The sequence below is a fragment of the Pontivivens marinum genome (assembly GCF_900231835.1).
Taxonomy (GTDB): domain Bacteria; phylum Pseudomonadota; class Alphaproteobacteria; order Rhodobacterales; family Rhodobacteraceae; genus Pontivivens; species Pontivivens marinum.
On record NZ_OCTN01000001.1, the window covers coordinates 245,948 to 271,888 of the forward strand.

A 25,941-nucleotide genomic window follows, 5' to 3' on the forward strand; every position below is an offset into this window, starting at 1 on the left:
TTAACTGTCCAGAACCCATCCATACTATGCATCGCATCATTAACATCACTGTCGGGTCTCCCCCATTCCAGCCTATCAAGTAATTTCCGATATAAAGTTGCGAACCTGTATGAACCGTCCTGAATATCAAAAGCGGAGGAGTCTTTAGAAACTGGAGATTTAGAATGAAAGTACTCATCCTAGGTGGCGACGGCTTCTGCGGTTGGCCCACAACTCTGCACCTTTCCAAATTGGGACATGATGTCGTGATGGTCGACAACTTGTCTCGGCGGCGTATTGATGCGGCGCTACAGGTGGCAAGCCTGACCCCGATTTCCAGCGTCAAAACACGTATCGCGGCGTGGACCGAGGTTTCGGGACAATCCATAACCTTTCAAGAGCTCGATATCGCTAAGGATTATGACGGCCTGCGCGCGCTCTTGGCTGAAATGAAGCCTGACGCCGTGGTTCATTTCGCGGAACAACGATCCGCCCCGTATTCGATGCGTGGTCAGCAGGAAAAACGCTACACCGTCGATAACAACATCTCCGCTACGCATAACCTGCTCTGCGCCATTGCCGAACTGGGCATTGATCCGCATGTCGTGCATTTAGGCACGATGGGCGTTTACGGTTATGATGGCGATGGGCTGCAACTGCCCGAGGGCTATCTGCCCATCAAGGTTGAAAACGATAGCGGTAAAACATTCGACCGCGAAATCCTGTACCCGACCAATCCGGGCAGCGTTTATCACATGACGAAATCCATGGATCAGCTGCTGTTCCAGTTCTATGCGAAAAACGACAGTATCCGTGTGACCGACCTGCATCAGGGCATCGTTTGGGGCACCCAGACCGATGAGACAAAGATGGATGAGCGGCTGATCAACCGTTTTGACTATGACGGCGATTACGGCACGGTTCTGAACCGGTTTCTAATGCAGGCGGCCTCTGGCATGCCACTAACGGTGCATGGCACCGGCGGGCAGACGCGCGCGTTCATTCATATTCGTGATACGGTCAAATGCGTGGCAATCGCCATCGAAAATCCGCCTGCCGCCGGTGATCGTGTGCGCATTCGCAACCAGATGACTGAAACCCACCGCATCCGCGATCTGGCGCAACTGGTTGCCCGCCTGACCGGCGCCAAGGCAGCGCTGGTCGATAACCCGCGCAAGGAAGCAGCGGAGAACGACCTGTTCGTGTCCAACCAGTCCTTCATGGATGATGGCCTGAACCCGACCAAGCTGGCAGATGGCATCCTGGAGGAAACAGTACAGATCGCTGAAAAGTATCGTGATCGCTTTGATCCGGAGCGCGTGCCCGCGCGCTCTATTTGGACCACGGATCAAAAGCCGGGTGTGGTACACTAACCTCACCACCACCGAAGCGACGTTAACCTTTGCGCCCAATTGCGGACGCAAAGGGCACTGCAACTGGGGGTCACATGCGTATTCTTGGCGTAGCACTGTTAACGATTTTCCTGTTCGCGTTGGCGCGATTTGTGTTTCTGCAACCCGATGTGCAGGGGCTGGTCGGGCTGAACCGCGAGGACCGTATTTCACATGATCTCGTATCCTCACTACCACCGGAGGCCTGTGAGGTTACAGAAGGAGTGAACCAGCACACCTTTATCGTGCGGGAAAGCGACACCTGGACCGCGCTTGCCGGTTCGCCGGGATATAATGCGGTTTCGTTCAATATGCCCAAATCGGTCCAAGTCGTGTCCGGCATCCTGATCCTAGACGTTGCGACCAATCTACAGCCCGAATCTGTGGGGCGCCTGCGCGTTAACGTAAATGGTGAACGGCGGGGTGAGATCATTCTGGAGGAAGGCGTTTCCTCACGCGAAATTCGGGTTGATCTGCTGCCCTCGGATCTGACGCATAGTCAGCTAGAGGTAAACTTGGCCGCGTTTGGCGCGTTTCCATCAACGATATGCCAGTCCAGTTGGAATGGCGGCATGATTATACGGATCGAACCCTCCAGCCGCATCGAGTTGGTGACTGAAGGGCCGCTAGAGGACCTGAACGACCGCCTCCGCTCCACTGGCAATCCCTACCAAATGCAATGGCCCGAAACCCATGTGGGAACCAACTACGAGCAGCTCATCGCCTTTGGTGTGGATCAACGATTACGGGATATCCGCACCAATTTTGTACCGGTTGCCGCCCAGCGTTGCCCCACTGCTGTGGTCATGACCGATGAGGATTTGCTGGTCGCAGATCACATCATGCAAAATGCACGCCGCGAATATGACCGCCCCACATGGCCAATCTATTTTGCGTTAGACGACGCGAACCGCGAGGCACGCTTTTTCTCATATGAGACCGCGTGGCGATATGATTACGACCTGCGCACTACGCCAAAGGCCGAATATCCGACCGATCTAGATATCGGAATGACTGTATCCGGATTGCAGCCCGATGCTGAGTGGCTGGTTTCGGTCACGTTGAATGATCAATCAATTTTTGCAGAGCGTTTCTCGGGTGACACATTGGAGATCGAGCGAAGTATTGCTCTGCCGCAATCAATGCACCAATTCTCGAACAACATCGAAATCAGGCTCATCAGCTCGGATATTGATCAGGACGGTATCTGTGTTGGCGGTTCAACCATCATGGCGCAACTACATGCATCCACCGCGCTGCAAGGGGGGGTACCTGCACCCAACGCAATCATCGGTAACTTCATCAATGCATTGACCGGTGTAATCCAGCTAGATGTCTCGAACGACCTGAATGCAGCGGAGGCCTCTAGCACCGTGGAATTTCTGGCCGATACGTTTGGTGAGCGCACACAGTGGACTGCGACCAACACACCGGACCTAACTGGTGCATTCGTGCATATCGTTACCCGGCGCGAGCTAGAGCAGCGCGTTTCAGAAATGACTGCAATACATCCCGATCACAATTTCCGACTGGTCTGGCCCAGCCAGTCGGCACCGGGCGAACTGCCCTATAATCAGGTCGCCATGAATGCCCTGTCGGTTTCCGATTTTCTATTGAACGAGGGACCACGCATTATCGCCATTGTCGCCATCCCTGAACTGGTTGTACCGGCACAGTGGCCCACCCCCCTGATACAGCCACCAATATCGGTGCAGGAGGAGTAAGTGGACCCGATCCAACCGATTGAGGGGAATGCGCCTACGGCCTTTGCATCCGTTGACTCGATGCCCAAGGGGCTCTCCCACCCTGTTCCACTGTGGTATGTTCCTGCATTGCTGCTGGTTTTCTCAGCTATCAGCGTTGCGATGCTGCTGGCCGTCACCATTCTGCCAGCAATGCGGGAGCTGTTTCCATCAGGGGATTTGGTGATCGGCTACTATGACGGAACCCATAGTATTTCCGTACGCGTCTTCATCCTGTCCTTCTTCGCGGCCTATGCAGTTTTTTGCCACGCAAACCCGTGGAAAAAGCTTCTCATGGGGCTGGATCTATACCTGACATTCGCCCTGATCTGCCTTGCTATCGATCTGGCCAGCATGGCGGCCTATAAGACCTTCGCCATTTCATTCCCGCTATCTGTTATCGAAATTCTATCGGGGATCATGGGATTCGGTGTCTTCTCGATCAAGTTGCTGGAACGTGGCCGCATGCCGCCCAGTGTTCCAATGACCATTGATAATAGCCGTAACATTGAAACGCTCACCCGTGCCTCACTGGTCGCACTATTGAGCGCGGGTGTGGCGATCTATGTCACCAACATGGATGCCACGACCGTGCACTGGCTGCGAGCGCATGCGCTAATGGGGGGCATCGGGCCGGGCGTTTTTCTGTTCATTCCGGCCTTTTTCCTGGTGCTGTACCTAGGTGGCCTGCTGGATCAGATGATGTTCCGGTCCAAGACCTATCACCCCGACATTAGCGTCATTGTCCCCGCCCATAACGAGAGCCATATCGTACGCCGCACATTGGAGGGCATCGACGGTGCCGCCGCTGTTTATCAGGGGCAGGTTACGGTTCTGTTCGTCGACAATGCATCAAGCGACAATACATACGAGGCTGCCGTGGCCGTCGCTGCGGAACTGACGAACGCCCATGTTACCGTTTTGCAGGAACCCCGCCCCGGTAAGGCGAATGCGCTGAACCTGGCGCTCGCCAATGTGCGGACAGATTACTTCGTACGGATTGATGCTGATACCGTGGTCCGTCCCAATGCGTTTGCGCGGGCTATGACCTATTTCAAATCAGCCTCGGTTGGCGTCGTCGGTGGATTGCCCCTGCCCCCCGGTGACGGGCCCTTTGATCACGCCCGCTATGTTGAATCCGTGGTAAAGCACGGCATGTATTCGGTCAGCCTAGCCGCGATTAACGGGCTGGTCGGCGTGCCCGGCATGTTCGTGATTTTCCGAACCGAGCTGCCGCGCAAGCTGGGCGGTTTTGTGGGCGGCATGAATGGTGAGGATACCGATATGTCGCTGCGCATCGGCGAGCTGGGCTATCGTCTGATTATCGATCCCGAGGTGCGCTATATATCCGAGGTGCCGCACAGCTACGCCCATATGCGTGAACAACGCCTGCGCTGGTTCAGGTCCGTCTACCACGTCACAGCACGCTGTCGGACCGTGGTATTTTCAAGCAAGATCACATTTCGGGGCAAGGTGATCCTACCCTACATGCTGGTCAACTCCGCGCGCAGATCCATGATGGTTCCGTTGATCCTGTTTGGCATGATCGAGTATTTCGGGAATTTCAAACCGATAGAGGTCTTGCAATGGCAAGCGGTGTTGGCTGTTGTGCTTGGCGCGCCGCTGCTGGCCTCAATCACTGCGCTCGTTCTCAACGGGTATTTCTGGCAAATATTGTACCTGCCCGAATACATGCTGTTCCGGATGCTGCGATCCTATTTCACGCTGGAGTCGATGCTGACAATCAACCAGCGTCTGAAAACAGAATCACTATACCGCGATACGAATATTGATCGTCCGGACGTGAATGTTGCTGCATTCCCTAGGAAAAAAAGAAGTTGGCGAAGCAGAATTAGCAATCGCTAAGGCACTATCACATCTAGGGTAAAATGGTGCCCGGGGGCGGATTTGAACCACCGACACGCGGATTTTCAATCCGCTGCTCTACCCCTGAGCTACCCGGGCATCGGGTGAGGTTTCCCTCGGGTGCGCTGGGTTTAGAACAGGTCCAGCGGGGTGTCCAGAGCCTTTTTGGGCTCTGGAATCATTAAACGTCATCGCCGCGAAAAATTGGCACCGGCGGGGGTGCATCATGGGTATCCGAGCCCTCATCCGGAATGGAATAGCTGCCATCCAGCCAACGGGCCAGATCGACATCCGCGCAGCGCTTTGAACAGAATGGGCGGTATTTTTCGTCCCTTTCACGATCACAGATGGCGCATTTCATCCAAGCACCTCACGAAGGGGCATCCGTTCGCGTTTGCGCAGGAATTCCAAGTGGCCCAGCGGGGTCCAACCGACCAGCTGGGTGTCCACCGTGTCACGCTTGAACGCACGTCGTGCGGCGGCCTCGACATCAAGGCGCTGTTTTTTCGAGATCGGGGCGCAATCGACCACGATCTGCCCGCCTAGACCGCGCAGGCGCAGCGCACGAGGCAATGCCTCAACCGCTGCGATATTTGCCTTTAGGCCCGCAGCAGGCGACGTATCGCCGCCCGTGTTCACGTCGATGGCAACCAATGCGGAGGTTGGCTCAACCGCCATCCATGCCGCACCGCCCAGATTGACGCGAATCGAGCGCAATTCGTGCAGCACATCCGACACGCCGTGATCGTCAAAGGCGGCTTCACCCTCGGCCACCATTTCCGGCTCAGGCCAATCGCGCCAAGCGCGGGTCGCAACATCGGGGGCATCGACCAGCAGTTCCGGCCCCTTTCCGTCATCGGCCAGCACAGCTTCCGCCAATTGGCGCATATCCTCGATATCCGCAGCGACATCCTCATCCGATGCACCCTCGCTGGCGGTGCGCAGCACAAGCCCGAGGCCCTCTGCGCCGTCCATCCCCTCACGCGCCAGCAATTCAAGCCGGTCGCGCGCCTCCTCATCCCGAATAGAGCGGGCCACGTTCAGGCCCGGCGCACCGGGGGTCACGATGGCGTAACGCGATTTGAAGGTCAGGCGCAGGGTCACAGGCGTCGCCTTACCCGGCTCCGCATGGGTGGAAACCTGAACCAGAATCGACATGCCGGGGGAGATCCCCTTCGGTTCCCGCAACCAGCCCCTTTGCCCGTCAGGCAGGCGCACAATCGCGGCGCCCTGCCCCTTTAGCGGACGCTCCATCACGCCGCGACAGATCGCACCGGGTTGCAGGCCTGCATCCTCGGCCGGATCGACCATCAGGTCCTCCAGCCGTCCATCCTCGATCAGTGCGGCCATATTGCCCGCCCCGTCGCTGCGGGGTTGGATGGCGATGATGCGGCCCTTCATGCGGCTACTCCGGCATAGGTCAGCGGATATCCCGCCGCGTTGAGCAGACCGGCCACCTCCGTCAGGGGAAGGCCGACAACATTCGTATAACTACCGGAAATCCATGGCACAAAGGCAGCACCGATCCCCTGAATAGCGTAACCGCCCGCCTTGCCCTGCCACTCACCACTATCGAGGTAAGCGTTCAGTTCGGCGGCGGACAGGCGTTTGAGCTTCACGGCGGTTTCAACCGTTTTCGCCGACACAAAACCATCGGCGCGGCGCAGGGCGATGCCCGTCGTCACGCGGTGGCGACGTCCGCCCAGCAGGGTCAGAAACTTCTCGGCCTCGGCCGCATCAACGGGTTTGCCCATGATCCGGCGTCCAGCAGATACAACCGTATCCGCAGCCAGCACCAATCCGGGCACGTCAACAGCCGCCGCCTTTTCCTGCGCCAAACGCAGGGCATAGGGGCGCGGCAGCTCACCTGTCAGGGGGCTTTCGTCAATATCAGCGGGTATGATCGCGTCAGGTGTGACGCCGATCTGTGCCAGCAGCTCCCGCCTGCGCGGGGAGGCCGACGCCAATGTCAGGCGCGGCGCTGCGGGGGGGCGCATTTCTGCGGCCCCATCACTTGAAGCGGTAATTGATCCGACCCTTGGTCAGGTCATAGGGGGTCATTTCGACCTGAACCTTATCACCCGCCAGCACGCGGATGCGGTTCTTGCGCATCTTACCTGCGGTATGCGCGATGATCTCATGGTCATTTTCGAGCTTCACCCGAAACGTCGCGTTCGGCAAAAGTTCGATCACGACCCCGGGAAATTCAAGCAGCTCTTCTTTAGCCATGCTTACTCCAGCGTAGTTAATCACAAACAGGCGGTTGCCTGTGCGAGGCCGGATATGGGCCTTAAATGCGGGGAAATCAAGCCCTACGCCACGCGTCGTGTCAGTGCTGTGACCAATCCGGCCAAGATTAGAAAGCTGCCACCGACCCGTCCGATCATCCGTTGCGCCCGAATTGAGGTCAATCGATCCCGCATTGTTCCCGCTGCCAGCGCCCAAAGCAGCGCATTTAGGGACCCCAACGCAACAAAAGTCGCAATCAGGATTGAGGTTTGGGGCAATAACGGCGCGGACGTATTTATAAATTGGGGAACGAAGGCGATGAAAAACACGATCCCCTTGGGGTTCAGCACGGTCACGGTAAAACTGTCGCGAAACAATCGCCGCCCCGTTGCGGGCTTTGCCTCAAGCGTTTTTGGCGTGCTACGCCACAGCCCGTATCCCAGCCAGATCAGATAGACCGCGCCGGCCAGTTTCAGCACAGTGAATGCCGTCGCTGATGCCGCCAGCACCGCCCCCGCCCCTGCGAGCGAGATGACCATCGCCACCAAATCCCCCAGCGCCACACCGGGCACCGTGGCCCAAGCGGATCGCCGCCCCTGCCCCAAGGCGAAGCTGACCACCAACATCACCGTAGGACCGGGAATCGCCACCAGAACGGCGGATGCGATCGCAAATGCCAGCCAAGTTTCAAACAACATCTGCTTAAGCCCCCTCGAAAAACGGTTTGAACCCGCCCCATAACATGCGGCTGCCATCAAAGGGCATTTCCATATCGGCCATTTCAGGATCGTTCATCATCGCCTCGAACGCCGACTGATAGGTCGCGGCATCGGGCCAGATGATCCATGAGAAAACCACCGCCTCGCCCTCCTCCAGTTTTACCGCCATCGGGAAGGACGTGACCTCACCATCGGCCACATCATCCTGCCAGCATTCGGTGGTTGAAATCGCCCCTAGGGATTTGAAATAGGGCCACATTTCCTGCGCCATTGCGCGGTATTCTTCCTTACGCTCCACCGGAACGGCGACGAGAAATCCTTGAACATAGCTCATGATAACCTCCTGTTTCGGGGATCATGAAGCCAGAGGAACACGCGGCAAGCAACCTTAAGGTTCGCCGAAAGCATCCGTAATGCGGCTCAGTATCTGGCCACGCGCATTGCGGTAATGCTCCAACCGCTCCTCACGCCCCTCGGCCAGGCCGGTGGGGTCCATGATTTGCCAGTAAACCACCTGCACCGCAGTGCTGCGCGTCAGCTCATGCGCGTGGCGCAGGCTGGCAGGGCTGAGCGCGACAATCATATCAAACGCGCCCAGATCATCGCCCCATTCCGCCATTTCCTCGAACGAGCGGGAGCGGTGACGCGACAGCTCCACGCCAATTTCAGCACAGACCTGAATCGCGAAACCGTCGATTTCCTGATCGTGGCGCACGCCTGCGGATTGCACATAAATCGATGTGCCAAAGCGCTGTTTTAGCATCCCCTCAGCCATGGGAGAGCGGACGGCATTGTAGTCACAGCAGAAAAGAACGGATGTTGGACGCAGCGCCATCAACCCTTGAAATGCAGGACGCAGATCAGCGTGAACAGACGTCGTGCGGTTGCGTGATCGGTGACGACCTTGCCCTCCAACCGCTCCGCCAGAATACGGCTGCCCTCGTCATGGATGCCGCGACGCCCCATATCGATCGCCTCGATCTGGGCGGGGGGCAGACGTTTTACGGCCTCGAAATAGGCCTCGCAGATTTGGAAGTAATCCTTGATCACCTGCCGGAACGGGCTGAGCGACAGGTGGAATGCGCCAACCGCGTCATCCCCCTCGGACCGCACATCAAAGACCAAGCGCCGGTCCTGAATCGACAGGAACAGGTGATACGGCCCATCAGGCGCGCCCACGGGGGAAAAGGCGTTTTCCTCCAGCAGATCGAACAGGGCGACCTTACGCTCCTGCTCTATTTCCGGCGTAGGTGGGGGCAGGCCTGCATCGTCCAGCTCGATTTTGGTCAGGCATCTCATTTGTTCAACCTCTCCAAACGGGCGCGAACGGACAGGCCGTGCGCCTCCAACCCCTCGGATATGGCGAGGGTTTCGGCCGCTGGGCCAATCGCGGCCAGTGCCTCGGGCGTCATACGGGCCAAGGTTGTACGTTTCATAAAGTCGAGCACGGACAGGCCGGATGAGAACCGCGCCGACCGCGCCGTGGGCAGCACGTGGTTCGGGCCGCCGACATAATCGCCAATCGCCTCGGGCGTCCATGCGCCGATGAAGATCGCGCCGGCATGGCGAATCCGCTCGGAGACCCCCTGTGCATCGGCACAGGCCAGTTCCAGATGCTCCGGCGCGACGCGGTCGGACAGGGCAATTGCCTCATCCAGATTGCGCACGGTGATGACAGCGCCGAAATCATCCCAGCTTTTGCCGGCAATCTTGCGCCGCTCCAGCGTTTCCAGACGTTTATTAACCGCAGCGGCGACCGCCTGACCGAAGTCATAATCGTCGGTAATCAGGATGGATTGCGCGCTTTCGTCATGCTCGGCTTGGCTCAACAGATCCACGGCGACCCAGTCGGGGTCATTATCCGCATCCGCGATAACCAGAATTTCCGAGGGGCCCGCGATCATATCAATGCCGACTTGGCCAAAGACGCGCCGCTTTGCCGCCGCGACAAATGCATTGCCGGGGCCAGTGATTTTATCCACCGCCTGAACGGTTTCGGTGCCATAGGCCATTGCGGCCACGGCCTGTGCCCCGCCTAGGCGATAGACCGTTTCCACCCCAGACAGACGCGCCGCCAGCAGAACCAAGGGGTTTGCGATGCCATCGGGGGTTGGCGCACAGATGCATAACCGCTCCACCCCTGCGACCTGCGCGGGGATTGCGTTCATCAGGACCGAGGATGGGTACGAGGCCAAGCCGCCCGGCACATACAGGCCCGCAGCGGAAACCGCGCTCCACCGCCAGCCAAGCTCCGCACCGCTATCATCGACCCAGCGGGCATCATCGGGGCGTTGACGTTCGTGATAGGCGCGAATACGGGCTGCGGCCAGTTCCAGCGCCTCACGCTCAGCCGGCGGAACAGTTGCAATCGCAGCGTCGATCTCCTGCTCGGTAAAGGCGAGGGTTTCCGGCGTCAGCGTCAGGCGGTCAAAGCGGGCGGTATATTCGATCAGCGCGGCATCACCGCGTGCGCGCACATCCGCGATAATCGCAGCGACGGCGGCATCAACATCCGCATCGGATTCGCGCTTCATCCCTAGTAGCTCGGTGAAGGCCGTTTCGAAATCGGGATTGGTAGTAGACAGAAACTGGGGCATGGATCGCTCATCTAGTTGCATATCCGGCTTAGCCCGCAACGATTTGTATCTCAAGCCAACATTGCGCCGCAGCGCAGTCCCCGCCGGTGCAACCGGCGGGGATTTCACCTATCAGATCGATTACAGATCGTGATCTGGCATCTTACGCGACGGGGCCAGATAGGGCCGTGTTACGTCGGTCAGGGTCAGATTCAGGCTCTCAACCTCCAGCACGATTTCGCCGTCGCCTGCCAGAACCAGCGTCAACGCGCCCTGCCCGTCCTTACCCTCAACAAACTCAAGCGCCAGCAGCGACATCACCAGATCGCGCTGTTTGGGATCAACGCCATTGGCGCGCACCCGTGTGACATCGTTGATGACCAGCGTGGACTGAACACGTTCTGCCGGCTGACCCGAACGGCCCGCATGGTATTCCCAGCGGAACCGGTTCAGCAGCAGCGCGAATTCGCGGCGCGACGCCTTCCACGAGGTTTCGGACGTTTGTGCGACCGCGTCCTGACACAGCGCCGACAGCACCCGCAGGTCGTCAGCATCTGCGACCATCAAACGCAGCGGGCTTTCGCCTCCATCTGCAAAGCTTGCATCTTCTACCGTCATTCTGCCACCCGTTCGATATCCGCACCACAGGCGGAGAGTTTCTCGACCACGTTCTCATAACCCCGATCGAGGTGATAGACCCGACTGACCGAGGTTTCCCCCTCAGCCGCCAAACCGGCGAGGATCAGCGAGACCGAAGCCCGCAGATCGGTCGCCATCACCTTGGCACCTTTTAGGTCAACCGGTCCGTGAACATGGGCTGTGCCGCCCTTAACCACGATATCCGCGCCCATACGTTGTAATTCAGGGGCGTGCATGAAGCGGTTTTCGAAAATCCGCTCCTCCAGCACGCTTTCCCCACCGGCCAGCGTCAGCATCGCCATCATCTGCGCCTGCAAATCGGTAGGGAAGCCCGGATAAGGCTCCGTCACGACATGCAGTGGTTTCAGCGGTGTATCACCACGGGTCACGCGCAGGCCCTCGGGCGTTTCCTCAACGGTGACGCCTGCCTCCTCCAGCTTATCGGCAAAGGCACCGACCAGTGCGCGTGTACCGCCCAACAGCTCAACCGAGCCGCCAGTCATCACCGGGGCCAGCATGTAGGTGCCCAGCTCGATCCTGTCGGTCACAACGCGGTGGGTCGCGCCGTGCAGCTTCTCAACCCCGTTGATCGTGATTGTGCCGGTTTCAGCGCCAGAAATATCCGCGCCCATCGCGATCAGGCAATTGGCCAGATCGACAATCTCGGGCTCACGCGCGGCGTTGCGCAGGACGGTTGTGCCCTTGGCCAAGGTGGACGCCATCAGCGCGTTTTCCGTCGCGCCAACCGATACAACCGAGAATTCGAAATCTGCGCCCTGCAATCCATCAGGAGCCTTGGCGTGGACGTAACCGTCGCTCAATTCGATCTCGGCGCCCATTGCCTCCAGCGCCTTGAGGTGCATATCAACGGGGCGCGCGCCAATAGCACAGCCGCCGGGCAGTGAGACGACAGCATGGCCGTCACGGGCCAGCATCGGGCCCAGCACCAGAATCGATGCGCGCATTTTACGAACGATATCGTAATCGGCGGTGTGATTCGTGATTTCCTTGCAGCCCAACGCCAGAACCTGACCATCTTGCAGGCTGGCAACCTCGCATCCCAGCGAACATAGCAATTCCGTCATGGTGCGGATGTCGCTCAACCGCGGTGCATTGGTCAGGGTCAGCGGTTCCGCCGACAGCAATGCAGCAGGCATCAACGTCAAACACGCATTTTTCGCGCCAGCAATCGGGATGCGTCCATTTAGACGATTCCCGCCCCGAACGATGATTTTATCCATTTTCTGCCTCTTTCAGTCCTGTTTGGACGCTGAACCATCATCCCGCAGGGGGGCTTTCTCGTCAGCATCCTTACGCGCACGGGTCTGCGTCTTGCGTCTGCGCAAGTTGCTGCGCAGCTGCGCGGCAAGCCGTTCAGCCCTTACGCGGTCCGCCCGTTTTGTTTCTTCGGTTCTGCTATCTTTGTCGCTCATGTCACGTGACATAGTGACGTTATCGCTCTTGGTCCAGATTGGGGTTGCGTACCCTGATGAATCGGCTAAAAGACGCGCCAACGCTGCCGTGGCTCAGGGGTAGAGCACTCCATTGGTAATGGAGAGGTCGTGAGTTCAAATCTCACCGGCAGCACCATATTTCAGATCACATACAATTCCCCTGATGATCGCTTGATGCAGTCAGCGGCTTCGCACGCGCAGCATCTTTACTTCGCGCATGCGGCATGCCTAAGCTGACCGCCATGTCAAAACAGCTCTCCATCATTGTCGTCGAGGAAGATCGCGACCGCGCGCTAACCATTGTGGACAGCCTGCGCGAGGCGGGTGATTTTGACATTCAGGTCATCGCAACCCATACCGGCCTGGCGCGACAGATCAAGGCGCACCAACCCGATGTGGTGCTGATCGACATCGCCAACCCCTCACGCGATACGTTGGAGGAGCTGGCGCTGGCCTCTGGCCCGATGGAACGCCCTGTCGCGATGTTTGTGGACCAGTCTGCGGATGGCCTGTCCGGCGCCGCGATTGAGGCAGGCGTGTCCGCCTATGTCGTGGATGGCCTGCAACCGGCCCGCCTGAAACCGATCCTTGATGCCGCCATTACCCGTTTCCGCATGTTTCAGCGGATGCGCACGGAACTGGCCGAAACGAAAAAGGCACTGGAGGAACGCAAAGTCATCGACCGCGCCAAGGGCATGGTGATGAAGGCCCGCAACGTGAACGAGGACGAGGCCTATGCCATCCTGCGCAAGGCAGCGATGGATCAGGGTAAGCGGGTGGCCGATGTCGCCTCGGCGCTGGTTACTGCGGCAGGCCTGCTATCATGAAGCTGCGCCCCGTTTCGCTAGGATATATTCCGTTGGTGGATGCGGCACCGCTGATCGTTGCGGCTGAAATGGGGTTCGCGGCTGAGGAAGGCCTCGACCTGTCCCTCTCCGCCGCGCCGTCATGGTCCGCACTGCGCGATATGTTGCGAATCGGGCGACTGGACGCGGCGCATATGCTGTCCCCCGTGCCGGTTGCCGGTGCGCTGGGGCTGGGCGGTGCGAATGGCGGGCTGTCTGCGGTATCCGTGCTCAGCATCAATGGCAACGTGATCGGGGTCAGCCGCGAATTGGCGGCCCGTATCCGCGGCGGCGGGCATGATTTTGCCTTTAACGATGCGAAATCGGCCGGACTGGCCCTCATTGCAGCAGCCGATAAACCGCTGCGCATCGGCGTGCCCTTCCCGTTTTCCATGCATGCGGAGCTGGTTTTCTACTGGCTAACCGCGCTGGGTTTGCCCGCGCCTGAAAACCTGACCGTACGCACGGTGCCCCCCGCTCTGATGGGTGAGGCCATTCGCGCGGGTGAGATCGACGCCTTTTGCGTGGGTGAACCATGGGGCAGCCAAGCGGTTGAGACCGGTGTGGGCGAGCTGCTGCTGCCCTGCTCCGCCATCTGGGCCTTTGCGCCGGAAAAGGTTCTGGCCGTGCGCGATGCATGGGTCGAGGCAGAGCCAACCGTTGTTCACGCACTGATCCGCGCAATCTGGCGGGCAAACCGGTGGCTGGGCGATCCGTCCTCACGCATATTAGCCGCAGAGTTGCTGGCCCGTCCGAAATGGCTGAACCTGCCAGCCGAATTGCTGGACCGTGCGCTGTGCGGAAAATTGGTCATTACCCCAAGTGGTGAGATGCGATCCGTTCCCGACCTGATCGAATTTCATCGCGGCGCAGCAAACTTCCCGTGGCGCAGTCAGGCGGAATGGATTGCCTCACGTCTGGCACGTCGTGTCGGCCTTGATCCCGACCAAGCAGCGGAGCGTGCGCGCAGCACATTTCGCAGCGATATTTACCGTGCCGCCATGGCCACAACCAGCACCGATTTGCCTGGTGCCTCGGCCAAGCTGGAGGGCGCATTGGCCGAGGATACGGCGGTCGCCTCACGCGCTGGCCGCTTGATTCTGCCACGGGATGCATTTTTCGACGGACAAATATTCGAGCCGCTGCTCAAATAACCGACAAAAATCACCCCTAAATCGTGCATTTTTTGTGCATCGCAAAATAGTTGCCTTATAGGGGGCATTTTTTCTTTGCGATTTCAGCACGGTTCCGATCTTATCTAATTACCGGCAGGCAACGATGTCCGCCGAACAGAACACGCCCTATGACAGGGCCACCTATGAGCAAAGCCGCTCGATGTTTCCGCCCGTTTGGGTGGTTCACATCGGCGGCTTTTTTATTGCCCGAAATTTGGGTGACATCCTCAGACTGGGATACCTTCCACATGAAGAAACTGCTCCTCGCTCTCGCCACGACAACCGGCCTCGCATCCCCGACTTTCGCGGATATGCTGGATCTGGAAACCGACATTCTGACCTTTGGCTTTATCAAGCTGACCGACATGGCGCCGTTGGCAATCGCCTATGAACAGGGATATTTCTTTGATGAGGGCCTGTTTGTAACGCTAGAGGCACAGGCCAACTGGAAGGTTCTGCTGGACGGCGTGATCGACGGGCAGTTGCAGGGCGCGCATATGCTGGCCGGACAACCGCTGGCCGCGACCATCGCCTATGGCACCGAGGCACATATCGTCACGCCCTTCTCGATGGATCTGAACGGCAACGGCATTACCGTCTCGAACGAGGTTTGGGACATGATGCGCCCACACATCCCCTCGATGGAAGATGGCCGCCCACAGCACCCGATCAGCGCCGAGGCATTGATCCCCGTGATCGAGGATTTCAACACCCGTGGTGAGCCGTTCAACATGGGCATGGTGTTCCCCGTTTCGACCCACAATTACGAGCTGCGCTACTGGCTGGCCGCGGGTGGCATCAATCCCGGCTACTATTCGCCCGACAACATCACCGGTCAAATCGGCGCCGAGGCGTACCTGTCCGTAACGCCCCCGCCCCAGATGCCCGCGACGTTGGAGGCAGGCACAATCCACGGTTACGCCGTGGGTGAGCCATGGAACCAGCAGGCCGTGTCCAAGGGGATCGGCGTGCCCGTCATCACCGACTATGAATTGTGGCGCAACAACCCCGAGAAAGTCTTCGGGTTGACCCATGAATTCGTCGAGGAAAACCCCAACACGACCCAGGCCATCGTGCGCGCCCTGATCCGCGCCGCGATGTGGCTGGACGAAAACGATAACGCCAATCGTGAGGAAGCGGTGGAGATCCTGTCTCGTCCTGAATATGTGGGCGCCGATGCAGAGGTTATTGCCAACTCGATGACCGGCACCTTTGAATACGAGGAAGGCGACATCCGCGATGTGCCTGATTTCAATGTGTTCTTCCGCTACTACGCGACCTACCCCTATTACTCTGACGCGGTTTGGTATCTCAGCCAGATGCGCCGCTGGGGCCAGATCGCCGAACAGCAGCCAGATAGCTGGTATGATGAGGTCGCACGCTCCGTTTACCGCCCTGACATCTATCTGACGGCCGCAAGTTCGCTGGTCGAGGAAGGCTTGGCCAACGAGGCTGACTTCCCATGGGATACCGACGGATACCGCGCACCAACACCGGCCGAGGATATCATCGACGGCATTCCATATGATGGCCGCACGCCCAATGCGTATCTGAACAGCCTGCCGATTGGCCTGCATGACGACCAACGTGTCGTAGGCGACGAAGTGCAGGGCTAACCCCCTACACATTCGGGCCGGACGCGCACCCGCATGCCGACCGGCCCGACCCCCTTATTTACGATGATCAAGGAACATCCGCGATGAGCACCGCTGATTCCCAGTTCGAACTAGATGCCGCCCGCGAGGCCCGCCGGACGCGCCTTTTCACACGTATCAACGCTGTCGATAAATGGCTTCAGGTCGTCGGACTAGCGTGGCTGACCCCGATCCTAAAGGCGGTTGCGGGCGACAATCCACGCGCGCAGGTCGGTGAGATCTGGCGTCAGCTGGGCGTGCCCCTGCTGGCCATCGCGGCGTTCTTGATGATGTGGGCAACCCTTGCCCCCACGGTTCAGACATCGCTGGGCGCAATCCCCGGCCCCGCCGCCGTGTGGGAGGAAGCCATCAACCTGCATGAGGATGCACAGGCAAAGGCCGCCCGCGCCGAGCAGTTTCAGGCGCAGGTAGAGGCCCGCAACGAACGCCTGCGTGAGGCAGGACGCGAGGATCAGGTGCGCAACGTGCCCTATACCGGCGCGCCCAGCTATTATCAGCAAATCTGGACCTCGATCACGACGGTATTCTTTGGTTTTCTGATTGCGACGGTTATCGCGGTTCCACTGGGCATCGCGGCGGGTCTGTCGGCCACCGCGAATGCTGCGCTGAACCCGTTGATCCAGATTTTCAAACCGGTCAGCCCGCTGGCATGGTTGCCCATCGTCACGATGATCGTCTCCGCCGTCTACACCAATAATGACGGGCTGTTCGCGAAGTCGTTCCTCGTCTCCGCGATCACGGTAACGCTGTGTTCGCTATGGCCAACGCTGATCAACACCGCGCTGGGTGTTGCCTCCATCGACAAGGACCTGATCTCCGTCTCCAAGGTGTTGAAGATGAACACATGGACCAAGATTACCAAGCTGGTTCTGCCCTCCTCCCTACCACTGATCTTTACCGGTTTGCGGTTGAGTCTGGGCGTTGGATGGATGGTTCTGATCGCGGCAGAGATGTTGGCGCAGAACCCCGGATTGGGCAAATTCGTCTGGGATGAATTCCAGAACGGCTCCTCCTCGTCCCTGGCCAAGATCATGGTGGCTGTCTTTACCATCGGGATCATCGGCTTCCTGCTTGATCGGGTGATGTACGCGCTGCAATCGCTCTCCACCTTCTCGAACAATCGGTGAGTGGTATGAGCATTCTGACATTTAGCAACGTCTCCAAGGGCTTCGGCCAAGGCGCATATCGGGTGGAGGTGTTGAAGAACATCACCCTCGACGTGGCCGAGGGGGAATTCGTGGCAATTCTGGGATTTTCCGGCACCGGAAAATCCACCCTGATGAACCTGATCGCAGGGTTGGAAACGCCGGATACCGGATCGGTCACATTCAAGGGCGCGCCAATTTCTGGCCCCGGACCGGAGCGTGGCTTGGTCTTTCAAAGCTATTCGCTGATGCCGTGGCTGACCGTGCAGGGCAACGTGATGCTGGCCGTGGAGTCGGTGTACCCCAAGCTGAGCAAAGCGGAGAAGATCGCCAAGGCCGCGCATTACATCCAGATGGTTGGCCTAAGCCACGCCGCGGCCCGCCGCCCCGCGGAACTGTCCGGCGGGATGCGTCAGCGGGTTTCGGTGGCGCGTGCCTTGGCCATGGACCCTGAAATGCTGCTGCTGGATGAGCCGCTCTCGGCGCTTGATGCGCTGACCCGCGCCAATCTGGCGGATGAGATCCTGGAGATCTGGGAGCAGGACAAAAAAACCTGCATCCTGATCACCAATGATGTGGACGAGGCAATTCTGCTGGCCGACCGCATCGTGCCCTTGAACCCCGACGGCACATTAGGTGAGCCCGTTACCGTCAACATCCCGCGCCCCCGCGACCGGATGGCGATGAACAATGACGAGGTGTTCAAGGCGCTGCGATCCAAGGTGACATCCTACCTTATGGATGTCGGGATCGAGGCAAAGATCGAAGGCGGGCGCGAATTGCCCGACGTCACCCCGATCCACGGCGTACCCGCCGCAATCGCCGCCGCCGGTGCGTCGGGTGCGGTGGAACGGTACATGGACTTCTCGCAGGTTCATAAGGTCTACCCCACGCCCAAGGGGCCACTGACCGTGGTCGAGGACTTCAATCTGAAACTGCGCAAGGGCGAGTTCATCTCCCTCATCGGGCATTCGGGCTGCGGTAAATCCACCGTGTTGACCATGGCCGCCGGTTTGAACGAGATCTCCAAGGGCGTCATCGCGCTGGATGGCCGCGGTGTGCTGGGCGCCGATCCCGAACGCGCCGTTGTGTTCCAATCCCCCAACCTGTTCCCGTGGCTGACAGCCAAGGAGAACGTGGCGATTGGCGTGGACAAGGTTTACCCCCGCGCATCCCGCGCCGAACGACAAGATGTGATCGAATATTATCTGGAGCGCGTCGGACTGGCGGACTCGATGGATAAGCAGGCCAGCTCCATGTCCAACGGCATGAAACAGCGCGTCGGCATCGCGCGGGCCTTTGCGCTCAGCCCCAAATTGCTGCTGTTGGATGAGCCGTTCGGCATGCTCGACAGCCTGACCCGCTGGGAACTGCAAGAGGTTCTCATGGAGGTCTGGTCCCGCACCAAGGTCACGGCGATCTGCGTCACCCATGATGTGGATGAGGCCATTCTGATGGCGGATCGCGTCGTGATGATGACCAACGGACCGCAGGCCACGATCGGCAAAATCACCAATGTCGACCTGCCCCGCCCCCGTACGCGCAAGGCGCTGCTGGAGCATCCCGATTACTACACCTACCGGCAGGAAGTTCTCGATTTCCTTGAGGAATACGAGCACGGCAACCGTCCCAAACCCAACGCAAAACCGGCGGCACCTGCCGTCGCAGCGGAGTGAGCGACATGACACAGAAACTCGTTGTAATCGGCGCTGGCATGGCATCAGGCCGCGTTCTGGAACACATGATCGATGCGGATGCAGGCTGGGACATCACCCTGTTCAATGCCGAGCCGCGCGGAAACTATAACCGCATCATGCTCAGCCCTGTTTTGTCGGGCGATAAGACCTACGAGGAAATCGTTACCCATGACGATAACTGGTACGCGACACATGGCGTGACCTGCCGCTTTGGTGAGCCGGTGCAGGGCATCGACCCCGTGCGCAAAGTTGTCACCGGCGCAGATGGTGAGGTCGCTTATGACAAGCTGCTGATCGCCACCGGTTCTGCCCCGTTTATCATTCCGGTTCCGGGTAAGGACTTGGCGGGCGTTATCTCCTACCGCGATCTGGACGATACCAACGCGATGATCGATGCCGCCGCCCGTGGTGGCCGCGCCGTGGTCATCGGTGGTGGCCTGCTGGGGCTGGAGGCCGCCGCTGGCCTGGCCGAACGTGGCATGCAGGTGACCGTCGTGCACCTGATGGGGCACCTGATGGAGCGTCAACTGGACGAAACCGCCGGTTACCTGCTGCGGCAGGATCTGGAACGGCGCGGCATCACCATCCGCACACAGGCCAGCACCAAGCAGATCGTGGGCGAAACCCATGTTGAGGGTGTTGAGGTGGACGAGGGCGAAATCCTACCTGCCGATCTGGTCGTCATGGCCGTTGGCATCCGCCCCGAAACGCGCCTTGCAGCGGCTGCTGGACTGGATGTTGCTCGCGGCATCACGGTGAACGCGCAAATGGAAACCTCGGACCCGGATATTCTGGCGGTCGGGGAATGTGTAGAGTTTGGGGGACAACTCTTCGGTCTGGTCGCACCGCTATACGATCAGGCCAAAATCGTGGCCAAATCCCTGCTGGACGACCCTGATGTCTTCACCAGCAAGGAATTGGCCACGAAGCTAAAGGTAACCGGCTGCGACCTGTTCAGCGCCGGCGATTTCGCCGATGGCGACGGACGCGAGGATATCGTGTTCCGCGACCCTGCACGCGGTATCTACAAGCGCCTGGTGGTTGAGGAAGACCGCCTGATCGGTGCCGTGATGTATGGCGACACGGCAGATGGAAACTGGTTCTTTGGCTTGATCAAGGACGCGGCCGACATCTCGGAGATGCGCGAAACGCTGATCTTTGGCCCTGCATTTCAGGGGGGATCCCCCTCGGACCCGCTCTCAGCCGTTGCAGCCTTACCGCTTGATGCGGAAATTTGCGGCTGCAATGGCATTTGTAAGGGAACAATCGTTGACGCAATCGGCGCAGGCGCGACCGATCTAGGCGCCGTGCGCGCCACCACCAAGGCCAGCGCATCCTGCGGCACCTGCACCGGATTGGTCGAGCAGTTGCTAGAGGTCACGCTGGGCGATTCCTATGCCGCACCAGAGGCCGCGACGATCTGCGGATGTACCGATCTCAGCCATGAGGATGTGCGCCTGCTGATCAAATCCAAGGAGCTGAAATCCCAGCCCGCCGTCTGGCAGGAACTGGGCTGGACCACGCCAAACGGGTGCCCGACCTGCCGCCCCGCTGTGAACTATTACCTGCTGGCGGATTGGCCGATCGAATATCAGGATGACCCGCAAAGCCGGTTCATCAACGAGCGTAAGCACGCCAACATCCAAAAGGACGGCACATTCAGCGTCGTTCCTCGGATGTGGGGTGGCATCACCAATGCGGATGAGCTGCGCGCAATTGCGAATGCAGCGGATAAATACAACGTCCCGACGGTCAAGGTGACCGGCGGCCAGCGGATCGATCTGCTGGGCGTAAAGGGTGAGGACCTGCCCGCCATGTGGGCCGACCTGAACCAAGCGGGCCTGGTTTCCGGCCACGCCTATTCCAAGGGCCTGCGCACGGTGAAAACCTGCGTCGGCACGGATCACTGCCGCTTTGGCACGCAGGACAGCACCGGTTTAGGCATCAAGCTGGAGCGCGCCCTGTGGGGCAGTTGGACACCGCATAAGGTAAAGCTGGGCGTTTCCGGCTGCCCACGTAACTGCGCCGAGGCAACGTGCAAGGATCTGGGTATCATCTGCGTCGATAGCGGATACCAGATCGGCGTTGGCGGCGCGGCGGGCATGGACCTCAAGGAAATCCAGCGCCTGACCGAGGTCCCGACCGAGGAGGAGGCGATGCAAGTCACCATCGCCTTTGTCCAACTGTACCGCGAGCACGCCAAATATCTGGACCGCGCCTATAAATGGATCGCCAAAGTGGGTCTGGACTGGGTGCAGGAACGGGTCGTGGACGATCTGGACGAACGCGCCGCACTGGTCGCGCGGTTCGAACTGTCCCAAACCATCTACCGCCGTGATCCATGGGCCGAGGAGGCCAAGAAGGCCGACACCTACGCCCCCCTTGCAGATCTGACATTGGAGGCCGCGGAATGAACTGGCTCGATATTGGCGCATTGGACGACATCCCCCTGCGCGGGGCGCGCATTGTCCGCACGAAACTGGGCTGCGTGGCCGTGTTCCGCACGGACGATCAGGAAATCTTCGCCACCTCCAACACCTGCCCGCATAAGGGCGGACCATTGTCCGAGGGGATCGTGCATGGGCAAAAGGTCACTTGCCCCCTGCATAACTGGGTGTTCGACCTGAATACCGGTCAGGCACAGGGCGCGGATGAGGGGTCCATCAGAACCTACGCCGTGCGCGTTGACGGCGGGCGCATCATGCTGGATGCGACCAACCTGATGGCGAGCAACGCGGCATGAGCGGCGGGTGCGACATACGCTCGACCTGTCCGTATTGCGGGGTCGGTTGCGGCGTGTTGTTGCGCCCTGACGGTGATGGGGGGCTGCAAGTTCGCGGCGACCCCGACCACCCCGCCAATTTCGGCAAGCTATGTTCCAAGGGCAGCGCCTTGGGCGAAACGCTGGGAATGCAGGGCCGTCTGCTGACCCCTCAAATCAATGGTGAGGCAGCCGAGTGGGATGAAACGCTCGACCTCGTCGCGGATCGGTTCACGGCAACCATCGCGGAGCATGGCCCCGACAGCGTTGCCTTTTACGTCTCGGGCCAATTGCTGACCGAGGATTACTACGTCGCGAACAAGCTGATGAAGGGTTTTGTCGGCTCGGCCAATATCGACACGAATTCCCGCCTGTGCATGGCATCAACGGTTGCGGGACATAAACGGGCCTTTGGCACGGATACGGTTCCGGGCACCTATCAGGATCTGGAGGAAGCCGATCTGGTCGTTCTGGTTGGATCGAACCTCGCATGGTGCCACCCCGTATTGCACCAACGCCTGCTGACCGCGCGGGCAAAGCATGGCACGCGGATTGTGGTTATCGACCCACGGCGCACCGCCACATGCGATGCCGCTGACCTGCACCTCGCATTGCAGCCGGGCACTGATGTGGCCCTGTTCAACCACCTGCTGACACAGATCGACGCCGCCGGAATGGTGGCACCTGATCTAGACGCCACGGTGACCGGCTTTGCCGCCGCGCTGGCAGCGGCGCGGGTTGGTGATGTATCCGAAACCGGCCTATCGCCAGACGACATCGCCACGTTCTGCAAAATGTGGACCCGCACCGAAAAAGTCGTCACCGTGTTCTCTCAGGGGGTAAACCAGTCCAGTTCTGGCACAGATAAGGTCAACGCCATCCTAAATTGCCATCTGGCAACCGGCCGCATCGGTCGCCCCGGAATGGGGCCGTTCTCCGTCACCGGACAGCCCAACGCAATGGGCGGGCGCGAGGTTGGCGGGCTGGCCAATATGCTCGCCTGTCATCTGGACCTGGAAAACGCCGCGCATCGCAAAACAGTTGGTGAATTCTGGAACGCCGCTGCGCCCCTACCCGACACGGCAGGCCTGAAAGCAGTTGATATGTTCAGGGCCGTTGGCGATGGCCGGATCAAGGCTTTGTGGGTCATCCACACCAACCCCGCTGTCACCATGCCCGATGCCGATGCAGTGCGCGACGCCATCGCGAATTGCCCCTTTGTTGTGGTCAGCGATATTACCGGCGAAACCGACACGGCGCGCCTTGCCGATGTTTTGCTGCCGGCGACGGGCTGGGGTGAAAAATCGGGCACCGTTACCAATTCGGACCGCACCATTAGTCGCCAACGCGCAGCACTGCCCGCACCGGGATCAGCCCGCCCCGACTGGCAAATCCTCACCCAAGTTGGACAGCGGATGGGATGGGCTGATGCTTTTAGCTGGAGCAGCCCAGCCGAGATTTTTGCGGAATATGCCGCACTGGCCACTGCGGCGCTGCAACATGGCCGTGACTTCGACATTTCGGGCCTGACGGGCATGGATGACGCAGCCTATGACGCACTGCCCCCCACCCGCTGGCCCGCCCGTGCGCAGGGCAGTCAGCAACGTTTCTTTGCCGATGGTCGTTATTTCCATACGGATGGTAAGGCGAAAATGCTGCCCCTGACCCAACGCGCCCCTGCTGCGCGGACGGGTCCGAAATACCCGTTCCGCCTGAATACAGGCCGGATCCGCGACCAGTGGCATACGATGACCCGCACCGCCCGCGCCCCGCGTTTGTCGGCACATCTGGCGGAACCCTTCCTCGACATCAATCCGGCGGATGCGGCGGCGATGGGCCTGCAACCCGCTGCCTTGGTTCAAGTGCGAAGCCCGCAGGGCCGTGCGATTTTCCGTGCACGTCACACCGATGCCGTTGCGGCTGGACAGGTTTTCGCGCCGATCCACTGGACGGGCGAAACCGCCCCCGCCGCCCGTGTGGATGCCGTCATCCCATCCGCGAATGACCCCATTTCAGGCCAGCCGGAAACCAAGGCAGCCGTGGTCGCGGTTGAGCCGTTCAACGCCGCTTGGTACGGATTTGCCGTTTCTGCCCAGCCGCTCACCCCGAATTGCACCTATTGGGCCCGCGTGCGCACAGAACAGGGCTGGCGGATGGAGCTAGCCGGATTGGACGCCCCCGATGATTGGGAGCAGATGGCCCGTGATCTGTTCGGGTTGCAGGATGCGGAAATCCAGCACGCCTCGGACCCTGCGCGTGGCACGCATCGCATAGCCTTTCATCAGGAGGGCATCTTGCAAGCGGCGCTGTTCCTGTCCCCCTCGCCAGTGATTGCCATGCGCGATTATGTGGCCGGCCTACCGGGGACCGAGGCACCGCAGGTTCTCTCAGGCCGCCGCCCCGGTGATCAGCCGGACCCCGGCCCGATCCTGTGCGCCTGCCTGTCCGTCGGCGTGAACACCATCACCACCGCCATCGAAAAACAGCAATTGCTGAGTGTTGAGGCAATAGGCACCGCCCTTGGCGCCGGTACTAATTGCGGATCGTGTCGCCCCGAAATCGCCGAATTGCTAGCCCGCGCCACTGCGCAGGTCGCCGCCGAGTAACGTTTCAAAGGAGTATCCCGATGAAGAGTTTTCCGATGTTTATCCGCACCAGCGGTCGCCGCGTGGTCATCGTCGGTGGGGGCGAACAAGCCGCCCAGAAAACGCGGTTGATCCTGAAAACGGATGCGCAAATTGTGCTGGCCGCCCCGATATTGGAGGCCGAGTTGCAGGCTGTGGTCGCGGAAAACCGTGCCATTTGGGATGCCCAGCCTGTCACGGCTGAAACCTTCACAGGGGCCGCCATGGCCTTTATCGCGACGGGATGCGCGGGTCACGATGCCGCGCTGCACGCCCTGGCCACGGCGGCGCGTTGTCCTGTGAACGTAGTGGACCGGCCTGACCTGTGTGACATCACCACCCCCTCAATCGTGGATCGCGACCCCGTGGTTGTCGCGATCGGGACCGAGGGAACAGCCCCCGTGCTTGCCCGTCAGATCAAGACACAAGTCGAACAATCGCTGGCACCCACGCTGGGCGGGCTGGCTGCCTTTGCCGGTCGCATGCGCAACGCGGTGGCCCGTGATGTGCCCCGTGAAAACCGCCGTGCCTTTTGGCGATGGGTCTTTGCGGAAACGCCCCGCCAGAAATGGGTCGCGGGGCAGCAGCATCACGCCATCGGCGCGATCAAATCGGCTATGGCCAGCGGTGGTGATTTTCGGCAGGACGCGACAGGCTCCATCGCGCTGGTCGGCGCGGGGCCCGGCGCACGTGATCTGCTAACCCTGCGCGCGGTGGAGCGTTTGCAGGAGGCCGATATCATCTTTTACGACCGCCTCGTATGTGAGGAAGTGTTGGAACTGGCCCGCCGCGATGCAGAGCGGGTTTTCGTGGGCAAGGTGGTCGGCGCCCACGCATGGCCCCAGGAACGCATCAACGCCGTAATCGTGGCCGAGGCACGCAAGGGTCGCCGCGTCGTCCGCCTGAAATCCGGCGATCCGGGCATATTCGGGCGCGCGGCAGAGGAAATGACCGCCGCACAGGATGCCGGTATCGATATCGAGATTGTCCCCGGCATCACCGCCGCCTGCGCTGCCGCAGCTGCCGCAGGTGCAACCCTGACGGAACGTGGTGTTGCCAACACGCTGGTCCTGACCACAGGCATGGCACGTGAGGGCGCGCCCCTGCCCGAAACCCTGCGCCATACCGGCCCCGGAACCACCACCGCACTGTATATGTCCGTGGCACAGGCACCGCGCCTTGTTGCGGAATTGCAGGAACGTGGCATGCCTGCCTGCGCGCCTGTGACGGTTGGGGCCAATGTATCGAAGCCCGATCAGCGGATGCTTCAAACAACGCTGGCCGCGCTGCCATCACTGCTGGTGACGAATGCCATTACCGGCTGCACCGTCCTGCTAATCACATGGCCCGAGAGTATGGAGAGCACCACGCAGCAGCCCAACACACCCGCCCTGTGTATCGCGTGACATAGAAAGGGGGCGGCAACATCGCTGTCACCGCCCCC

General features: G+C 59.9%; 24 protein-coding genes and 2 tRNA genes. 13 read left to right on the forward strand and 13 right to left on the reverse strand.

The window, feature by feature from the left end; translation table 11 throughout:
- Positions 1-164 precede the first annotated feature (164 nt).
- From CR254_RS01275 to CR254_RS01285, 3 genes are all read left to right on the forward strand, one after another.
- Positions 165-1,352 carry an NAD-dependent epimerase/dehydratase family protein gene (locus CR254_RS01275; RefSeq protein WP_097927993.1) on the forward strand — a complete coding sequence of 396 codons (1,188 nt, stop codon included), beginning with the start codon at positions 165-167 and terminating at the stop codon, positions 1,350-1,352.
- A gap of 74 nt (positions 1,353-1,426) precedes the next feature.
- Positions 1,427-3,094 carry a cellulose biosynthesis cyclic di-GMP-binding regulatory protein BcsB gene (locus tag CR254_RS01280; protein WP_097927994.1) on the forward strand — a complete coding sequence of 556 codons (1,668 nt, stop codon included), beginning with the start codon at positions 1,427-1,429 and terminating at the stop codon, positions 3,092-3,094.
- Complete coding sequence (locus CR254_RS01285; RefSeq protein WP_097927995.1) at positions 3,095-4,978, forward strand: glycosyltransferase family 2 protein; 1,884 nt, start codon at positions 3,095-3,097, stop codon at positions 4,976-4,978. It begins immediately after the preceding gene.
- 24 nt (positions 4,979-5,002) lie between these two features.
- On the opposite strand, the gene CR254_RS01290 is transcribed toward CR254_RS01285, so the two are convergent.
- The 13 genes from CR254_RS01290 to CR254_RS17825 form a co-directional block, all read right to left on the reverse strand.
- Positions 5,003-5,077, reverse strand: a tRNA-Phe gene (locus CR254_RS01290).
- Between the two features lie 82 nt (positions 5,078-5,159).
- On the reverse strand, positions 5,160-5,339 hold the full coding sequence (locus CR254_RS01295; RefSeq protein WP_097927996.1) for a DNA gyrase inhibitor YacG: 180 nt from the start codon (positions 5,337-5,339) through the stop codon (positions 5,160-5,162).
- Positions 5,336-6,379: a ribonuclease E/G gene (locus CR254_RS01300; RefSeq protein WP_097927997.1), complete on the reverse strand. Its 1,044-nt coding sequence runs from the start codon at positions 6,377-6,379 to the stop codon at positions 5,336-5,338. Before CR254_RS01300 ends, CR254_RS01295 begins: the two co-directional genes overlap by 4 nt.
- Positions 6,376-6,975 (reverse strand): Maf family protein, encoded by a 600-nt coding sequence (locus CR254_RS01305; protein WP_097927998.1) that lies wholly within the window; start codon positions 6,973-6,975, stop codon positions 6,376-6,378. Before CR254_RS01305 ends, CR254_RS01300 begins: the two co-directional genes overlap by 4 nt.
- A gap of 13 nt (positions 6,976-6,988) precedes the next feature.
- On the reverse strand, positions 6,989-7,207 hold the full coding sequence (infA, locus tag CR254_RS01310) for a translation initiation factor IF-1 (protein WP_097927999.1): 219 nt from the start codon (positions 7,205-7,207) through the stop codon (positions 6,989-6,991).
- Positions 7,208-7,290: 83 nt separating this feature from the next.
- Entirely contained in the window at positions 7,291-7,905 is a 615-nt protein-coding gene (locus tag CR254_RS01315) for a LysE family translocator (protein WP_097928000.1), read from the reverse strand.
- A 4-nt stretch (positions 7,906-7,909) separates the two neighbouring features.
- A complete protein-coding gene (locus CR254_RS01320) occupies positions 7,910-8,260 on the reverse strand; it encodes a DUF1428 domain-containing protein (RefSeq protein WP_097928001.1) in 351 nt (116 codons plus the stop codon).
- A gap of 54 nt (positions 8,261-8,314) precedes the next feature.
- Positions 8,315-8,761: an arsenate-mycothiol transferase ArsC gene (locus CR254_RS01325; RefSeq protein ID WP_097928002.1), complete on the reverse strand. Its 447-nt coding sequence runs from the start codon at positions 8,759-8,761 to the stop codon at positions 8,315-8,317.
- Complete coding sequence (locus tag CR254_RS01330; protein ID WP_097928003.1) at positions 8,761-9,225, reverse strand: UPF0262 family protein; 465 nt, start codon at positions 9,223-9,225, stop codon at positions 8,761-8,763. Before CR254_RS01330 ends, CR254_RS01325 begins: the two co-directional genes overlap by 1 nt.
- Positions 9,222-10,523, reverse strand: a complete 1,302-nt coding sequence (gene hisD, locus CR254_RS01335) for a histidinol dehydrogenase (RefSeq protein ID WP_097928004.1) — start codon at positions 10,521-10,523, stop codon at positions 9,222-9,224. Before hisD ends, CR254_RS01330 begins: the two co-directional genes overlap by 4 nt.
- A gap of 120 nt (positions 10,524-10,643) precedes the next feature.
- Positions 10,644-11,120 (reverse strand): DUF2948 family protein, encoded by a 477-nt coding sequence (locus tag CR254_RS01340; protein WP_097928005.1) that lies wholly within the window; start codon positions 11,118-11,120, stop codon positions 10,644-10,646.
- Positions 11,117-12,382 (reverse strand): UDP-N-acetylglucosamine 1-carboxyvinyltransferase, encoded by a 1,266-nt coding sequence (murA, locus tag CR254_RS01345; RefSeq protein WP_097928006.1) that lies wholly within the window; start codon positions 12,380-12,382, stop codon positions 11,117-11,119. Before murA ends, CR254_RS01340 begins: the two co-directional genes overlap by 4 nt.
- A gap of 12 nt (positions 12,383-12,394) precedes the next feature.
- Positions 12,395-12,574 carry a hypothetical protein gene (locus CR254_RS17825; RefSeq protein ID WP_145996688.1) on the reverse strand — a complete coding sequence of 60 codons (180 nt, stop codon included), beginning with the start codon at positions 12,572-12,574 and terminating at the stop codon, positions 12,395-12,397.
- 82 nt (positions 12,575-12,656) lie between these two features.
- Here CR254_RS17825 and CR254_RS01350 point away from each other — a divergent pair.
- From CR254_RS01350 to cysG, 10 genes are all read left to right on the forward strand, one after another.
- Positions 12,657-12,731: transfer RNA gene (locus CR254_RS01350), tRNA-Thr, on the forward strand.
- Between the two features lie 106 nt (positions 12,732-12,837).
- Entirely contained in the window at positions 12,838-13,422 is a 585-nt protein-coding gene (locus CR254_RS01355) for an ANTAR domain-containing response regulator (protein ID WP_097928859.1), read from the forward strand.
- Complete coding sequence (locus CR254_RS01360; protein ID WP_097928007.1) at positions 13,419-14,594, forward strand: CmpA/NrtA family ABC transporter substrate-binding protein; 1,176 nt, start codon at positions 13,419-13,421, stop codon at positions 14,592-14,594. Before CR254_RS01355 ends, CR254_RS01360 begins: the two co-directional genes overlap by 4 nt.
- A 269-nt stretch (positions 14,595-14,863) precedes the next feature.
- Complete coding sequence (locus CR254_RS01365; protein WP_097928008.1) at positions 14,864-16,231, forward strand: CmpA/NrtA family ABC transporter substrate-binding protein; 1,368 nt, start codon at positions 14,864-14,866, stop codon at positions 16,229-16,231.
- A gap of 83 nt (positions 16,232-16,314) precedes the next feature.
- Positions 16,315-17,397, forward strand: a complete 1,083-nt coding sequence (locus tag CR254_RS01370; protein WP_097928009.1) for an ABC transporter permease — start codon at positions 16,315-16,317, stop codon at positions 17,395-17,397.
- Positions 17,398-17,402: 5 nt separating this feature from the next.
- Complete coding sequence (locus CR254_RS01375; protein WP_180955850.1) at positions 17,403-19,091, forward strand: ABC transporter ATP-binding protein; 1,689 nt, start codon at positions 17,403-17,405, stop codon at positions 19,089-19,091.
- A 5-nt stretch (positions 19,092-19,096) separates the two neighbouring features.
- A complete protein-coding gene (nirB, locus tag CR254_RS01380; protein WP_097928011.1) occupies positions 19,097-21,526 on the forward strand; it encodes a nitrite reductase large subunit NirB in 2,430 nt (809 codons plus the stop codon).
- The gene (gene nirD / locus CR254_RS01385) at positions 21,523-21,855 is read left to right on the forward strand and encodes a nitrite reductase small subunit NirD (RefSeq protein ID WP_097928012.1); all 333 of its coding nucleotides are present in this window, start codon (positions 21,523-21,525) and stop codon (positions 21,853-21,855) included. Before nirB ends, nirD begins: the two co-directional genes overlap by 4 nt.
- Positions 21,852-24,479, forward strand: coding sequence for a nitrate reductase (locus tag CR254_RS01390; RefSeq protein WP_097928013.1), 2,628 nt, complete (start codon positions 21,852-21,854; stop codon positions 24,477-24,479). The genes nirD and CR254_RS01390 overlap by 4 nt, the downstream gene beginning before the upstream one ends.
- A 20-nt stretch (positions 24,480-24,499) precedes the next feature.
- A complete protein-coding gene (cysG, locus tag CR254_RS01395) occupies positions 24,500-25,903 on the forward strand; it encodes a siroheme synthase CysG (RefSeq protein WP_097928014.1) in 1,404 nt (467 codons plus the stop codon).
- The last annotated feature ends 38 nt before the right edge of the window (positions 25,904-25,941 follow it).